The sequence below is a fragment of the Candidatus Nitrotoga sp. 1052 genome, from assembly GCF_927312905.1.
Classification (GTDB): Bacteria; Pseudomonadota; Gammaproteobacteria; order Burkholderiales; family Gallionellaceae; genus Nitrotoga.
The window spans coordinates 1-15,338 of sequence record NZ_CAKMHQ010000016.1 but is presented as its reverse complement, the minus strand read 5'-3'; the positions used below and the strand labels follow the sequence as shown (position 1 = coordinate 15,338).

Below are 15,338 nucleotides of genomic sequence, written 5' to 3'. Positions count from 1 at the left end.
TTAACCACTATTAATGAATCAGGGGTGAATGTATTTTAGAGGCCAAAATGATTTCCTACTGCACTTATTTGTTTAATGCATACGAGCTCAGGTGATCCCGGCGACCTGGATCAGCAAATCGGCTGGATCAGGGATCGCCACCGCCATCGCTTGGGCCATATTCTCACCTACCAATTTGACGATGCCCGCATCCACTCTTCCTTGGTTCGCAAGTTCGTTCAGAAATCCGAGCACTTCGTGCTCTGCCAATCCCGCACGATAGGGACGATCCTGGGCCATGGCCTGAAAGATATCCGCGACGCGCAGGATGCGCGCCTCAATGGACAGGCCTTTCTCGTGGATGTGGAACGGGTACCCCATGCCGTCTGGCTCCTCGTGGTGGTACGCGGCCCACAGCGCAACTTCTTCGAACCCCCCAATGTTGCGCAGTATCTGGTAGGTCTCAAAACTATGGGTATTGATTATCCGCCGCTCGTGCGAATCCAGTGGCCCGGGTTTATCCAGTATCTCATCCGGTACGCGCAGCTTGCCGAGATCGTGCAACAAGCCTGCGAGCTCGAGTTTGTCACAATTTTCCTCGCTTACCCCCGCACGTTCTGCAAGAAAACGCGCCAAGCGTGCCACACCCAGCGAATGTTGTGCGGTAAACGGGCTCTTGGCATCGACAATGTGCGAAAAAATCACTGCCAGCTGTTTGAGCTCTGCAAATAACGGCTGGTAGCTCTCACCGCGCGACAACAGGTCGCGCAAGTAATTCTGGATCGAGCGCGGCTCCAGCTGCAGCCAGAATGCCTCCGCCTCGGATGCCGCCAGAAAAGAGTCCACAAGCTTGGGAGCAAAATAGCTGCCGGCGCTGCGTTTAATTTTATCGCGAATCTCATCGAGATGATCGAACAAGACACCGCTACCGTAGTGCGGCACAGCCAGCGCGTCCACGCGATCGACCATGAAGATGAGGTTTGCCTGTTGCGCTTGTTGTGCGGTAAGTTCGGATGGAGGGAGCGTAGCCAGTTTGTCCCATCGTGTGTGATGGTAGCGTACAGGAATAGCCATGTGCGACAGTGGTGCGAACCCACTCAAAAGGCCATAACCAATCTTGGTATGCACCTGCGAACCCTCCCAATCGAACTGGGCGACCAGATGATGATGCGTCTGCGTCGAGGACACGCCAATGTCGTGCAGCATACCCAGGTCGAACAGAAAGGTCGTCTCCGCTTCCGCCAGACCCTGAGCCCTGCCGCACTCTGCGGCCATGATGCCAACCCGCTTGCCGTGGGCGACATCGTTGACCCCTACCAGATCGAGCGCATCGGACAACGCATAGATGACATGACGGAGATCAGATTGCTGAAGCGCTTTGGGCATATACCGATCCTTTCTATATTAGGTTGCAACAAATTCCAATTAGCCAATTACTTTGAGCCTCAAACGTCTCCTTCAGGTCGAAAGCCACCCCTCGTAATAAACACAGTATCCGCACCATGGCATCGGTATTGTTGGAGCAACTAACGGGGCTCTGAAATAACCCACAGATATTTCCGCTGATCTTTTGTATGACCTACTTAACGCCATTTCCTTCATCCTCAATCACTTTCAGAAAATCATTTCCATAACGGGCTAACTTGGCTAAGCCGACCCCGCTAATTTTTCCTAAATCGGTGAGATTATCAGGACGATGTTTGAGAATTTCCAGCAAAGTGCTGTCGTGAAAAATTACATAAGGGGGTACACCTTGTTCACGGGCGAGCTCCATGCGCTTGGCTTTAAGCGCCAGCCACAGCGGGTCTTCATTTGCACCGGCAAATGCTTCGCGCATTCTTGCGCCGCGTTCAACCTTGCTGATTTTGTTTTTAGCCGGTTCAGCGTCGCGCCGCAGCCACACTTCGGATTCACCGCGTAGCACCGGGCGTGCTTGTTCAGTAAGACGCAATCCGCCGTAAGCTTCCATGTCCACATTGAGCAAACCAGCAGCAACCAACTGGCGATAGACACTGCTCCATTGAGTCTGCGCGAGCGACTGGCCGATCCCAAAGGTACTAAGCTGCTGGTGGCGAAATTTTTCGACCTGTGCAGTGGCCTTGCCCAGTAGCACGTCGATCAAATAGCCAACGCCGAAGCGCTGCCCGGTGCGGTAAACACACGACAATGCCATTCGTGCCGCTTGGGTCGCGTCCCAAGTATCCATCGGCTCCAGGCAATTGTCGCACTGAGCACAGTTGCCAGGATGTTCCTCTCCAAAATAACGCAAAATAATTTGGTGGCGACAGGCAGTGGATTCGCAAAATCCCAGTAGAGCGTCAAGTTTATGCAGCTCTAACCGTTTACGCTCCTCGGGCGCATCGCCGGATGCCAGCATCTGACGCATGGAAACCACATCGCCCAAACCGTAAGTCATCCATGCATCTGCGGGCAAGCCGTCGCGTCCGGCGCGGCCAGTTTCCTGATAATAGCCTTCCATGCTCTTGGGCAGATCAAGGTGAGCGACAAAGCGCACGTTGGGCTTGTCGATGCCCATGCCGAAAGCGACAGTGGCGACTATGATGACGCCCTCCTTGCGCAGGAAAGAACGTTGATTTTCGCTACGCACGGCCGCATCCAGCCCGGCATGGTAGGGCAATGCATTCCAGCCGCGCTCCTGAAGCCAGTTGGCAGTTTCCTCCACTTTTTTGCGCGACAGGCAATATACGATGCCAGCATCATTAGCATGCTCCGTTTCCAGAAAGGTCAGCAATTGCTGCCGGGCATTGGCTTTCAACGTTATCCGGTAGCGGATGTTGGGACGGTCGAAGCTGGAAACAAATTGGCGCGCATGCTCCAGCGCCAGCCGCTCGACAATCTCGCCTCGCGTTGGCGCATCCGCCGTGGCCGTCAGCGCGATGCGTGGCACGTCCGGAAAGCGTTCATGCAATACCGTCAGACCGCGATACTCAGGACGGAAATCATGGCCCCATTGCGATACGCAATGCGCCTCGTCTATAGCAAACAACGCCATGCCATGCTCGGCTTGCACCTGTTCCAGCATGGACAAAAATCCAGACATCAGCAACCGCTCTGGAGCCACATACAAGAGATCTAAATCACCCCGCAACAAACGGCTCGACACGGTACGCGCCGTATTCGCATCCAGGCTGGAGTTAAGAAAAGCGGCGCGCACACCAAGCTGGTTAAGTGCGTCCACCTGATCCTGCATCAACGCAATCAACGGTGACACCACGATGCCCACCCCACGCCGCATCAATGCCGGCAGCTGGTAGCACAACGACTTGCCGCCGCCGGTTGGCATCAATACCAGCGCATCACCACCAGCAACAACATATTCAACTATAGATTGCTGTTCACCACGAAAGGACGAATAGCCGAAAACATCGTGGAGAATCTGTTGGGCGGTAGGAGCAGTCATAAAAAGAAAGGTATCACACTCGAAGCTATTCTGCCCCTGCGCATATTCTTTCTACAGAATCATTCACAGTGATCAGCTATTTATGTAATTACTTATTACTTGCAAGGTTGCATGCCTACCTTTCACGGTGTATGCAAACTCCTGCGCTGAAGACCAGCTTTCCCTTAATCAGCAGGAATAAGGTTGGTACCTTCGTCAATTTTTTGAGAAGGAGGATATACCGTCAGAGGCCGCGAAATGATGAATGTTGCATCCTTCTTGAACAATTTGCTTCCGTCAGACTTGGCTAGCCAAAGTTCGAAGTTAGAATGCCGTATGTAGTGCTTGGGAAAATTGACAGATTCAAATGAGCGGCCATCAGAATTGGCAAGCCCCAATACAACACAGAATGTGGCATCTTCTTTGAAAAGCTGGTCATCGGTCTGCTTTGCCAACTTCAATCTATAGTTCTGATGTCTCAAAAAGTGGCCTGGATAGTTGACAGATTCGAATGAACGGCATCTGCCTGCCAGTCCTGGAACAATTTGAAACGTCGCATCTTTCCTTCCCAGCTTATCTCTAGCGACAATTGGATCGATGTAACCCAAAGATAATCGATGGCGAATATAACGATCGGGATAGTTCCATGATTTAAAGGAACTAGGCTCTTGGCCATAGCTCAACTGTGACAGCAGCAGCGAGATAGACACTGCCGAACCTACAACCAGGCCTTTTAGAACAGAGTGAAGATACATGACACCTCATTTTAACTGTTGCTTAACGAACTAAGGTAATCGGCGCGCCGACGGTTGCTCGCAAGGCGAAGCCCCGTACCGGAGCGTCCGGTTGACCGCCGGTTAGTCATCGGCTCGCCACCAGGCAGTGCTATGCTCACGAATGAGCTCCCGCTTTGCCAAGTCCATGCCTGCAAGGTCTTCGAGAGTAAGCCAACCTTCTGCCATCAACTGAGCGAACACACCGATTAGAACAGAATACCGGAAATCATACTTCTGATCCAGTTCACGGGCCTTCCCGTTTAGGAAATCCCGGATCGCCCATATCTCGGCCTGATCATCGGGATCACGCAACATAGCCTCGATGTCGCGCCGAATCGCCGCGCGCTCACGCGAAAGCGCGGCTTCAAATGCGACATGCGCGGCTTTTTTCTCGCAAGGATCGGCAGGCCCGGCAACGATGAATATGTACCGGAGCCCATCGCACCATTCAAGCACCACAGCTACCAGAATGCCGCGAAGGTAACCGGCGAGGCGCACGAGAAGATTAACTCTTCCAAGGCAGAGCAGCTTATAAACTCCGATCCAACACCTGACGAACGAAAGTCGCTCGTCGCCGAATTTACCGCAAGAACGAAAGGGGAATTATTCCTCTACATGAACGATGCTGTGATCTTGTGGCCCGGAAAGATCTATCTGTTCTATGGCAATAATTCGGGCACCGGAATACTAAAGGTAGAGCGCGTGATGCCGGACGGAAAATCGGTGCGACTGGATCACCAGATGAGTGATCGGCGTTAGATAACAAAAAAATCAATTCGGCATGGCTATTCAGGTGATTGCGACTACCAGCAGTCACTGATGGAATAATTCAATGCTCACAACTATCCTTCTGGGCGCCTCTAAAAATTCAAGTTTCTAAGCAAGACAAGGCACGAGTAAAAAATTTGAGCGCGGCATATATTTGATATGTAAGCGATAATTTTTTTCGAGTAACGCCGTATTGTGACGAAACTTGGATTTTTAGAGGTGCCCTTCTGTTTGGTCGATATCAAAGTATCCCTCTACCCCAAACGCCGTCCCGATATATCGCCGCGCTTTGCCTTGCTCAACACTATCTACATCCTCCGCGCAGAGCGCCGCCACATGGCTCCCATCCCGAACAGCCCCATCAACCCGGCCAGTGTTAGCAGCGCCCATTCGGACAGTGTCGGGATGGACACTGCGCTGCCGCTCACGCCGGGGCCGCCCTGATCAACAATGGTGCCGTTTGCCGTCAGATCGTCGTCGCCAAGCCCGCCGTCAGTAATACTGAAGGCGGCTGTGTTGCCGGCAATCACTGCCGGGAGCTGGTACCAGTGTAACGAGACGTTCCCCGCAGTGGGACCGTATTTCCAGTATACCGTGCCCGGTGGCAGGGCTTGCGGGTAGGTGATGGTGAAAGTCAGGGTGGCACTCGCCGCGCAGTTGCTGGTGGTGAAATCGAACAGCCCATGCGGGAAATTGACGCCTGCCGGGGCCGTTCCGGCGGGCGGTGAGGCGGCATGACCGGAGAGGGGAAGGTACTGGCTTATTACGTAGCCACAACCCGCTCCGCCGCCGGTGAAGCTGGCGGTAATGCTGCCGCTACCAGTGGCGGAGGGAGCGCTGTAGCTGGTAGTGGCCACCGGTACCGCCAAAGTGGTGACGTTGAACGCTCCGCTCACGCCGCCGATAGTAAGGGTGGCAGTGGTTGTAGTGCTGTAGCTACCGGAAGCAGTCTGTTGCAGCGTTACCGTGTCGCCGTTGGTCACCGTGCCGGTGGTTGAAACATAGGTCCCGCCGTTGATCGAATAGGTACCGCCCACAATGCTGATGGCGCTGGCGCTATTGATGCCGGAAACGGTAAGGGTGTTAGAAGTCGCCACCGAGCTCAAAGCCGCCCCAGTCTGGGCGGTGAAACTAAAAGCCGTGGGGATGGTATCGATTTGTCCGGGGCGAACAGCCAACGCGAACATAAGGTTGTTCTTGTTAAAGAAAGCCTGGTAGCCGAAGTCAAAGCCGTAGTCCCACGCGAAACCAGTATCCGACGCGTACTCCGTTCCGGACCAGTAGAGCCCGGCCTGGAGGTTGCTAAATGGGCCTGTATTGACCAATCCCCATCCTGCCAGGGGCCCTACCCCGGCAGTGTCGTAAAAACCCTTGTTACCCAGTTCGGTGTGATAAAGGTGGGACATCTCGCTCGTATTAGGATTGTTATAGCCCCAGACGGCACCACTGAAGGAAAAATTGCAGCCAGGAGTGCAGGTATCGGTGGTGATGGGCAGCCGCCAGTCGTTGTAGCCCAAGTAGTTGGCGGTGTTCATGGCGGCTATCCAAAGCTGAGCAGTCTGCCAGGACATGGTTCCGTCCAACGCGATGCCGTTTACTCCAAAGGTTTCGGTGGCGGCCAGATTGCCATTCGCCAACCAGATGATGTTAAGGTCGGTGTCGTTTACCGCTTGGCCACTGAGGGCGCTGACCAGCGCAGCATTGGCGCCAGTAGTTGTAAAGATGCCGATGTTGAGGAACGCAGCAGTCAGGATGGCTCGAATGTTAAACTTCATTGTTTTCTCCAGTTACGGGTTGTAGTTTTTCTTCTTCACTTAGCGAGTACTGGAGTTTCAAATACACAATTTATTGGGCTGTGCCACAATTTCAACTGTCGGAAATAACTTACCATAAAATTAAGTAATATAAATCATATTGTTGTAACATACAGCAACTTATCAGGAAAGCAAGGCCGGAAGAATATTGAAAGTGTTGAAGAAAATCACGGCAGTTTTCCTGATAAAGATCACCCATCTTTACTTTTGCTCAAAAAATTCGATGGATAAAAATGAAAAAATTAGCATTCAGTTTTCTAGTAGGGCTGCTACTAAGCTTTAATGCACATGCCGTTAACATACTTCTACCTGCTTATTTTTATCCTTCCTCTGATCCTAACCAGAGTTTCTGGGATGAAATGACGGTATCGGCAGGGCAAGTGGGTATCACTGCCATCATGAATCCTAATAGCGGCCCCGGATCTTCGGTTAATTCTGATTACACGACAGCGGTTAATGCGTTTCGGGCAGCTGGCGGCAAAGTGGTGGGTTATGCTCATACCAGCTATGGTGCACGTTCTCAGGCAGAAGTGCTATCGGAGGTCGCGAGCTATGCCAGCTTTTATAATATTGACGGCATATTTCTTGATGAAATGTCCAATAAGTCAGGCGATCTTGCCTACTACCAGTCACTTTACAGCAACATTAAATCAACCAATCCTGGATATCGTATTTTTGGGAACCCCGGCACCAATACGCTAGAGTCGTATTTGACTGCTGCCGATGTGTTGGTCACTTTCGAAAATCAGACTGGGTACAATTCTTATACACCTGATATTTGGACAAATAATTACACCGCTGATCATTTCGCACATTTGTTATATAAAGTTACTGATGAGGCAGCCATGCTTGCAAATGTAGCGCTTGCAGCAGACCGTAATGTGGGTTATCTGTATATCACGAATGACACCCAGCCCAATCCCTGGGATACGCTTCCGCACTACTGGAATGCCGAGGTTTCAGCGGTTTCTGCTGTACCTGAGCCAAGCAGTGGCTTATTGATACTCGCGGGTTTAGGGTTGATTGGTTTTCGTTTTTTAAAAATTCAAAGGGGCCAGGATCCGAGACTTGCACACAAATAATTATTTATAATCAATTTGTTAAATTTAAATATTCAACCAAAACAGAAGGCTGCATGGTAGTCCCACAGCTTCATAGGCATTGACGTTCTGATCACCATCCATTTTTACCAGATTTTAAATAAAATTAAAAAAAACAACATCATATAAATTTACTCAGATTAACTATAACGCTGTTATCTGGTAAATATTCAATGCTGATTTACATCTATGCGCCGTAATGAATTGTGTTCCTGTGATAGCGGCAAGCGATACAAACACTGTTGTGGTAGCATCAAAATGCTCGTTCTCAGGCGCGCGCCGAAGAGAATTTACCGCGAAGACGAGTGGAGAGCTGTTCCGCTACGTGAATGATGCTGTGCTGTTGTGGCCCGGTAAGATCAATCTGTTCTATGGCAATAATTCGGACACCGGAGTACTAACAACGGTAGAGCGCGTGATGCCAGATGGGCAATTGGCGCGACTGGATCACCAGATAAGTGGTCGGCGTTAGGAAAAAGAAAAGTCAATGCGGCAAGGCTATTCAGGTGAATGCGACTACTTGTGTAATGCACCATAAATAATGGAATTTATATGAAGGCTTGACCTCTTAAAGTTTATTGCGTAGGAGGTCAGTGCCATGCGTGTTGTTAAGCCAATCCAGTTGAGTCCCGACGATGATCGCCGCCTGCGAGTTCTTTCCAAGCGCAAACGTGTTGAAGCGCGCGTTCAAATTCGCACTCGCATCGTGCTGTTGGCTGCGGCCGGGATGACGGACAAGGACATTGCGCAGAAGCTTGACCTTGGTCGCCGAGTTGCAGCGCGCTGGCGGGCGCGCTTTCTCGCCGCTGGAGTCGATGGACTGCTTCAAGATGCGACGCGCCCTGGTCGTCCGCGCACGGCGCGCAATGCGGCCAACGTGGAACAGGTGGTGCGGAGCCTGGACGAGGCAGAACAATGACACGCGACTATAAAATGGTGTAACGACACTGTTTGCTGCATAGAATATGCTGGATGGCAAGGTGCTGTTAATGACCTACCCACTCCATCGGCATCAGGAGTGGCTGAAGCTTCTCAAGATGATTGATCGCAAGACGTCGAAGACCAATGAACTGCATCTGGTCGTGGATAACTACGCAACCCACAAGCATCCAGAGGTCAAGGCTTGGCTGGCCAAGCACCCGCGCTTTCATATCCATTTCACACCCACCAGTTCTTCCTGGCTCAACATGGTCGAGCGGGGTCCTTTCGCGACATCACAGATAAACGCATTCGTCGTGGCGCCTTTGACAGCGTGGCCGAACTGGAGGCCGCCATCAACGAATATATCGCTGTGCATAACGCCAGACCGAAGCCGTTTATCTGGACAGCAAAGGCCAGCGACATCCTAGCCAAGGTCACCCGCGCTCGTGCCACCTTGAATAAGCACACTTCTAATTGACGCACTACACTAGGTGCGTCTCGTAGCTCGAGATCAGGGACTCTTAATCCGCCAGCCAAGATTCGTCATCGACGTAGAATGCCAAGCTGGGATTGCGCGATGGCTCGCGGACCCTCCGCTTCAAAATCTGCTGGTTGTAGAAGCGAAGAAAATCCACCTTGTTTCTCAAGTATGCAATCACGCATATCTCCGACGACGGCGCGTTGAAGATAGCTCTAAGGCGTGCGAACTCGTCGGGAAAACGCAGATGGGAAAGATCCTCATTAGTGAAGATCTGGTGCGGCACGGCTGACTGTTTCAAGAAGCTCCGAACACGATGCGCTATCAAGTCAAAATAGCCGGCGTCAGCCGACAAGTCCGGATCATTATGCTTGGCGAAACAGTCTCTGTCCGCGCGCAGCGACGCAAAGTGCAGCTTCCGGTGATTCGTCGGGCTTCTATGACAGCCGGAATAGAGCTGAAAGCCCATGCTCTCGAGCTTCGAGGAATGATCGTGTAGAAAACCACTGGAGTGATTTCGAGCCGGTCTTGTGCGTTCCGATATACAGGAAGATCATGGTCTGCTCGCACTCCGGCGCATTTTCACCATCGGGTCGCGTCGTGGTTGTGCAATCGACGAAACCGCAGGAAGACGGTTTCGTCGGTGAACACCCGCTCGACTGCGGTATAGAATATGCGCGCAACCAGAGCAGCATCAGCATCGCGGGTCCTTTTCAGTCGCCCCGCGAGATTTCGTATCATGTCTCCCCGGCCGATCTTGAACGTCGTCAATCCATCAAACAGATCCTCCCTCGTGCCTTGCAGCGCGGCCATCCGACGCTCAGAGATATTCAGGCTCTCGAACGTGAGCCGTTCGGTCTCGTAAAGCTTGAAGGTGTTGATAAGCATGGAGGCCGCGATGGCTGTAGTCGCCTCCGCGGGACTCCGCGGATGGTCGCAGATCGTGTCGCACGCGGAGACCAGCCAACGAAGGCTGAGATGTTTGCATAAAAAATCGGTCTCATTTTCCCAAAGATCGAAAAACATGTCTTTTGCGGCCTGCAGCATGATCCGCCGGCGGATGAGAACAATCAGGACCGTATGAAAAAATTCGAGCCGCGACCTCCCATTAAACTCCTCAGCCAGTGCCGCTAGGAATTCGTCCAGATCACTCTTCTTTACCTTCGAATTGCCGGGCTTGGCGCCACCCGAAACGAGCTCGGCCTTCAACACGTCATAAGGAAGACCCAACATGTCCTTGAGGTGAGGAATGTCTTTCAGCAATTCAATGCTCACGTGATCACCTGTGTCGGCAAGGTCGCCAAGCGGCCGCACAAAGCGTATAAAAAAAATAAACGCAATTTTTCATAAGCACTGAATGTATCGGAAAGCAGTTTGGTCGTCAACATGACCAACAAGTCATCCGAAATTCACAAAATTTGTGTCTAACCGGCAGCAAGAAGTGTTGGCTTTGGGTTCTTTTTTACTGTTTACGCGAAAGACGCCCAAAGGGAAAGCCAATTACATTGAGCATGCGAGCATGACCCGGACAAGCATCGCCCAGATCGGTGTAGCTGGTGCCATTCCTTCCAGCGACGGCCGCCTGACACTGTCCATCCCCATCCAGAACAAATGCCGAGATTGTCACGCTACCGAATGGCGAGACATCTCATCCACGGACATAGGACACTGCACTGACGCCGCTGCAACCGGCGCTAACTGGGCTTGCGGGCAAGAAACTTTCATGGTTCGCATTGAGACCGGTTGGACTCACATTGATTGAAAATAAAAAAACCAAGGCTCAGGCGCCGTCCGCAATCGACACAACACCGCAATTTTTTTCGGAAAACGATGCGCTATACTAAGTCACTACTAACTGTTGCACTTCTAACTTGAATCCGCTCAATGCTGATTGACAGTCATGCGCCGTAATGAATTGTGTTCCTGCGATAGCGGCAAGCGCTACAAACACTGTTGTGGTCAGCATCAAAATGCTCCTTCTCAGGCGCGTGACGAAGCTCTGGCGGCTCACCGGCAGGGGTTGCTTGGACGTGCAGAAGCACTGTACCAGAAGGCTTTAGCCGGAAATCCTGCGGACATCAATGTGCTCCATATGCTGGGCGTGGTGCAAATGCAGCGCTTGAATTACCACGAAGCCCTTGAAAATCTTTGGGATACTGCAGAACGGACCGGTTGGGCCCAGCCTGAGATTCGGCATAATCTAAGCCTCGTATTGGCCAGGCTCCTAACCCGGGAGGCCAACGACCGGCAGACAGAACTCTTGACTGAGTTCGTGGCCTGGAAGCTCGGGCGGCAGCAGGAGGTCAAGATGGTTTCGCCACTGGTGTCAGTCGTCCTGCCCGCATTCAACCACGAACGCTACGTGGCTCAAGCGATAGCCTCGGTGCTTGGCCAAACTTACCCTCACATCGAATTGATTGTCATTGATGATGGGTCGACAGATCGTACGCCAGAGGAGGTGACCGCCAGCTTGGCGGGAGCATCCATACCGGTCCGTTTTATGGCCCGGAACAACCGGGGAGCACCCGCGACCCTCAATGAGGGGGCTGAAATGGCACAGGGCCAATACCTCGCCTTCCTCAACTCCGATGACTATTACGATCCAGAGCGCATTGCCAGCCTTGTAGAGGAGATCGCCTATCTCGCGATTCCATGGGGCTATTCGCTGGTGACCAGCGTGCGTGACGATACGGCAACAGCAGTCTCCGATGCGCATCGCCAGCGGCAGTTGGGCTACCTGGGACGGGCCTCGAACAGTTTCGCCCTGATCCCCCACAACACGTTGATCTCGACTGGCAATCTGTTCGTCGAACGTCAGTTCTTCCTCAGTCTCGGCGGCTTCAGGGATTATCGCTACAACCATGACTGGGATTTCTGCCTGCGGGCAGCAGCGTTAGCCGAGCCCATGGTCGTACACCGCCCCCTCTACTTCTATCGCATCCACGAAAACAATACCATCAGCGAGTCGAAAAGGACGGTCACCGCGGATGCGGATAAAGTGCTTGGCAATTTCGTCGCTACCGCATTGAACAACACGGCGCCTTGCACCAACCCATTGTCGCCACAATGGCCGGAGAATCGGGTGGTGATGCTCAAACATCTTTTCTCTGCTGGTGAAGGGGCGCTGGTACCAAGCCACATAATGCGCCAGCTGGCTGCGGAAATGCGCGCCACCATTGCTTTGCAAAGGGCCCAAGCGCAGTTGCCCAGGGCACCTTATGGCCTGCGGAGGACTGCAGTGGTTGTGCTAGGCATGCACCGTAGCGGCACGTCCGCCTTCGCTCGCGTGCTCAACCTTTGCGGCGCCTTCCTGCCGGCCAAGCTGAAACCGCCGCACCTGGGCAACAATCCAAAGGGTTTCTGGGAACCTGAGGATGTGGTCGAACTCAACGAGAGGATCCTTGGGCAACTGGGCGGAGGCTGGGGCCGGGTAGGATTTACGCTGCCGGCAGACGGCGATCTGGTCGACGAATTTATGAGTGACGCCCGCGCTATCCTTTCTTCCGAGTATGGCGATGCGAAGACAATCCTTATCAAGGATCCCCGCATCGGCATACTGGCCCCTCTGTGGCACCGGGTGCTCCTTGCCGCCGGCTATCGTCCGGTCTATGTCGTGCCCGTGCGCCATCCCCTGGAAGTAGCACAGTCGTTGCATGCCCGGGGGGACATGACCATCGGCCGTGGATTGTCGCTCTGGCAGGCCTACATGGCACAGATCGATATCTTTGCCGATGGGCAGACGGATGTCATCCACGTTCGTTTCACAGACCTGCTGGCCGACTGGCGCCAGTTGGTCCGTCGGATCGGAGACCGGCTCGATCTCCAGCTTGACGATCTTAGTCGGGCAGATGCGGTGGATCAGTTTCTCGATCCGGCCCTGCACCGGCAGAGAGTCGGAGATGACGCGTTTGCTGCGCTACCCGAAAATTTGGTGGGGCATGACCTCCAGGAGCTCTACCGGACAATCATCGACCGATGCGATCGAGATGCCGTTGCTTATCCTGCCGTTCAAGGAGTGGTTGCCCCATATATATCCATGTCCGTCGAAAGCTCAGTGCCCCAGACGACTGCAAGTTTTGTCCTCTGCATCGAAAACAACGGCATCCGCGACCAGGCGCTTTTGCTGTGCGAGAGCATCCGACGTTTCGGCGGACGCCACCGAAATGCACCGGTTCTCGCCTTCTCGCCGAGGCCTGGTCTCGGCGTCGATGCAGAAACGCGCAGTGCACTAACCGACCTTTGCATTCAGTATGTGGATGAACCGCTGAACACTTTCTGTCCCGAGTATGGCTCCGCTAACCGAGTCGTGGCAGCTGCCTGGGCCGAAACCCATTGCTCCTCGGACTTTATCGTCGTGCTCGACAGCGATACGGTGTTTCTCAACGAGCCGCAACTGCCGGATGATGCAGATGTCGCCGTCAGGCCGGTGGATTCCAAGGGCAGCGCCACCAGCGGCCCTGGTGATCCTTTCGAGGCCTACTGGCAGATGCTTGCCGACATGGGCGCGACATCGCTAGAGCGACTGCCCTACATGGATACAACGATAGGCCGGGAGCGCATCCGTGCCTCATATAACGGCGGCCTGATCGTCGCGCGCCGAGAAAATGGCCTGCTCACCCGGTGGTCCAATCTGTTCACCCGATCGGTGAAAGCCGGACTGCTGCCCTATCGCGGCAGTGGTTTGAGCATCCATGCCTCCACCGGCCAAGTCGGACAGGTCGCCAGCGAGTACTGGGGATCCAATCAAGCAGCCCTTGCACTCACCGTCTGGGCCGGAACCGATCGGGTCGTTAATTATCCTGCCTGCTACAACGTGCCCTTGCACCTGGTTGCTTCGCAAGGGGACATCGACGCAGCTTGGACCACTCAGTCACCAATTCATCTGCACTACCACTGGATGTTTCAGCCTGAGTATCAAGAAATCGCAATGGATCTCATGACTAAGCTTGGAGTACCGGAAGACCGCCTCAGCTGGCTGGCGCGGCGCATTCCTCTCCAAGGTTCTTAAACCGAGGGACATGCTGGAATTTTGCCGCTTTCATAAGCTTCCAGGAGCAAAACATTTGGCACGCTCAACACGCCGATCTTGCGGCTTTCCGCCTCAACCCGAACTGCATTATTACTGCCGAAGTTCCGATCATAGATCCGATTTTTTTCCAGCACAGTGCATGAATTTGTGGTCTAGCACAAACCGAAAAGCGTATTGATAGAATGCAGAAAAATTTGGGCCCGACCCATCCTGACGCTCGATGAAATTATTGTATTGGCCTTGAGCAGACTCATAAAGCGATTAAATAAATTCAAGTTCCAGAGACTAAATTTGACTGACAGTAGTTTAACGGTATACTAGGTAATACCTTTTAACTCATAACAGGAATCTTTTTATGAGCACAACTACTGTTCCTATGTCGATCAAAATTGATTCGTCACTTCGCGAGCGTCTTTCACACTTGGCCACGTCGCGCAAACGCACGTCTCATGCACTGGCACGAGAAGCGATTGAGCAGTATGTACTGATAGCCGAATCCCGTGACCGAGCGAACCAAGAGGCCGTCGCCGCCTATGAGCACTATCAGGAAACTGGCCTCCACGTTACCGGTGAGGAGGTAACGAAGTGGATGCAATCATGGGGAACCGAGGATGAACAACCTGCACCACAATGCCACGTTTAATTTTTTCAGAGAATGCAATTCGAGACCTTATTCGAATGCAGGAATTTCTCAGAGAAAAAAGCCCGGAGGCAGCGTTCCGTGCGCGTGACACGATAGTCGCGTCCCTTAATTCACTAATTGATTTTCCAGAAGCGAATCGACCAGTGAGTGAAGTGCCTGGCCACCGGGAACTGGTCATCAAGTTTGGTTCTGGCGGTTATGTCGCACGCTATCATTACACTTTTGGAAGTGACGTTGTTGTGCTTTTTGTAAAACACCAACGGGATGTAGTCTAAAAATCCAAGCACAACGCCTTTGCGGTAAGGTTGCGATTTCAAAAACTTTAAGTCATTTAAGGGCGCCTCTAAAAATTCAAGTTTCTAGGCAAGACAAGGCACGAATAAAAAATTTGAGCGCTGCATATAGTTGATATGTAAGCTCTAATTTTTTA

Annotated in this window: 17 protein-coding genes and 1 pseudogene; 11 read left to right on the top strand and 7 right to left on the bottom strand. The window is 52.7% G+C overall.

Translation table 11 applies throughout. The annotated features are described in order from the left end of the window. Positions 1-87: 87 nt before the first annotated feature. From MJ768_RS03375 to MJ768_RS03360, 4 genes are all read right to left on the bottom strand, one after another. Positions 88-1,365 (bottom strand): HD-GYP domain-containing protein, encoded by a 1,278-nt coding sequence (locus tag MJ768_RS03375; protein WP_239287960.1) that lies wholly within the window; start codon positions 1,363-1,365, stop codon positions 88-90. A gap of 193 nt (positions 1,366-1,558) precedes the next feature. Then, positions 1,559-3,400, bottom strand: a complete 1,842-nt coding sequence (gene recQ / locus MJ768_RS03370; RefSeq protein ID WP_239287958.1) for a DNA helicase RecQ — start codon at positions 3,398-3,400, stop codon at positions 1,559-1,561. Positions 3,401-3,564: 164 nt separating this feature from the next. Beyond that, positions 3,565-4,134, bottom strand: coding sequence for an AbfB domain-containing protein (locus tag MJ768_RS03365; protein WP_239287956.1), 570 nt, complete (start codon positions 4,132-4,134; stop codon positions 3,565-3,567). Positions 4,135-4,236: 102 nt separating this feature from the next. After that, positions 4,237-4,653 carry a hypothetical protein gene (locus MJ768_RS03360; RefSeq protein ID WP_239287954.1) on the bottom strand — a complete coding sequence of 139 codons (417 nt, stop codon included), beginning with the start codon at positions 4,651-4,653 and terminating at the stop codon, positions 4,237-4,239. Positions 4,654-4,770: 117 nt separating this feature from the next. Here MJ768_RS03360 and MJ768_RS03355 point away from each other — a divergent pair, with 117 nt between their 5' ends. Beyond that, complete coding sequence (locus tag MJ768_RS03355; RefSeq protein ID WP_239287952.1) at positions 4,771-4,914, top strand: hypothetical protein; 144 nt, start codon at positions 4,771-4,773, stop codon at positions 4,912-4,914. A 317-nt stretch (positions 4,915-5,231) separates the two neighbouring features. Here the strand turns inward: MJ768_RS03355 and MJ768_RS03350 are convergent, their stop codons facing one another. Beyond that, positions 5,232-6,020 carry an IPTL-CTERM sorting domain-containing protein gene (locus MJ768_RS03350; RefSeq protein ID WP_239287950.1) on the bottom strand — a complete coding sequence of 263 codons (789 nt, stop codon included), beginning with the start codon at positions 6,018-6,020 and terminating at the stop codon, positions 5,232-5,234. Positions 6,021-6,080: 60 nt separating this feature from the next. Between MJ768_RS03350 and MJ768_RS03345 the strand changes: the two genes are divergently transcribed. The 6 genes and pseudogenes from MJ768_RS03345 to MJ768_RS03325 form a co-directional block, all read left to right on the top strand. Then, positions 6,081-6,806, top strand: a complete 726-nt coding sequence (locus MJ768_RS03345) for a hypothetical protein (RefSeq protein ID WP_239287948.1) — start codon at positions 6,081-6,083, stop codon at positions 6,804-6,806. A 164-nt stretch (positions 6,807-6,970) separates the two neighbouring features. Further along, complete coding sequence (locus MJ768_RS03340) at positions 6,971-7,819, top strand: spherulation-specific family 4 protein (protein ID WP_239287947.1); 849 nt, start codon at positions 6,971-6,973, stop codon at positions 7,817-7,819. A 207-nt stretch (positions 7,820-8,026) separates the two neighbouring features. Beyond that, a complete protein-coding gene (locus MJ768_RS15340; protein WP_445082965.1) occupies positions 8,027-8,170 on the top strand; it encodes an SEC-C metal-binding domain-containing protein in 144 nt (47 codons plus the stop codon). After that, the gene (locus MJ768_RS15335; protein WP_445082964.1) at positions 8,163-8,309 is read left to right on the top strand and encodes a hypothetical protein; all 147 of its coding nucleotides are present in this window, start codon (positions 8,163-8,165) and stop codon (positions 8,307-8,309) included. Before MJ768_RS15340 ends, MJ768_RS15335 begins: the two co-directional genes overlap by 8 nt. 126 nt (positions 8,310-8,435) lie before the next feature. Next, complete coding sequence (locus MJ768_RS15115; protein WP_256449822.1) at positions 8,436-8,756, top strand: helix-turn-helix domain-containing protein; 321 nt, start codon at positions 8,436-8,438, stop codon at positions 8,754-8,756. A gap of 13 nt (positions 8,757-8,769) precedes the next feature. Then, positions 8,770-9,146: pseudogene (locus MJ768_RS03325) on the top strand (IS630 family transposase); the annotation flags it as partial. Between the two features lie 133 nt (positions 9,147-9,279). Here the strand turns inward: MJ768_RS03325 and MJ768_RS03320 are convergent. Continuing rightward, complete coding sequence (locus MJ768_RS03320) at positions 9,280-9,705, bottom strand: hypothetical protein (protein WP_239287945.1); 426 nt, start codon at positions 9,703-9,705, stop codon at positions 9,280-9,282. A gap of 113 nt (positions 9,706-9,818) precedes the next feature. Continuing rightward, positions 9,819-10,511: a hypothetical protein gene (locus MJ768_RS03315; RefSeq protein ID WP_239287944.1), complete on the bottom strand. Its 693-nt coding sequence runs from the start codon at positions 10,509-10,511 to the stop codon at positions 9,819-9,821. Positions 10,512-10,755: 244 nt separating this feature from the next. Here MJ768_RS03315 and MJ768_RS03310 point away from each other — a divergent pair, with 244 nt between their 5' ends. The 4 genes from MJ768_RS03310 to MJ768_RS03295 all read left to right on the top strand — a co-directional run bounded on the left by MJ768_RS03310 (position 10,756) and on the right by MJ768_RS03295 (position 15,183). Next, positions 10,756-10,998 carry a hypothetical protein gene (locus tag MJ768_RS03310; protein WP_239287943.1) on the top strand — a complete coding sequence of 81 codons (243 nt, stop codon included), beginning with the start codon at positions 10,756-10,758 and terminating at the stop codon, positions 10,996-10,998. 138 nt (positions 10,999-11,136) lie between these two features. After that, entirely contained in the window at positions 11,137-14,244 is a 3,108-nt protein-coding gene (locus tag MJ768_RS03305) for a glycosyltransferase (protein WP_239287942.1), read from the top strand. Between the two features lie 376 nt (positions 14,245-14,620). Further along, the gene (locus MJ768_RS03300) at positions 14,621-14,908 is read left to right on the top strand and encodes a CopG family ribbon-helix-helix protein (RefSeq protein ID WP_239287941.1); all 288 of its coding nucleotides are present in this window, start codon (positions 14,621-14,623) and stop codon (positions 14,906-14,908) included. A 35-nt stretch (positions 14,909-14,943) separates the two neighbouring features. Then, a complete protein-coding gene (locus MJ768_RS03295; RefSeq protein ID WP_239287940.1) occupies positions 14,944-15,183 on the top strand; it encodes a type II toxin-antitoxin system RelE/ParE family toxin in 240 nt (79 codons plus the stop codon). Positions 15,184-15,338: the final 155 nt, after the last annotated feature.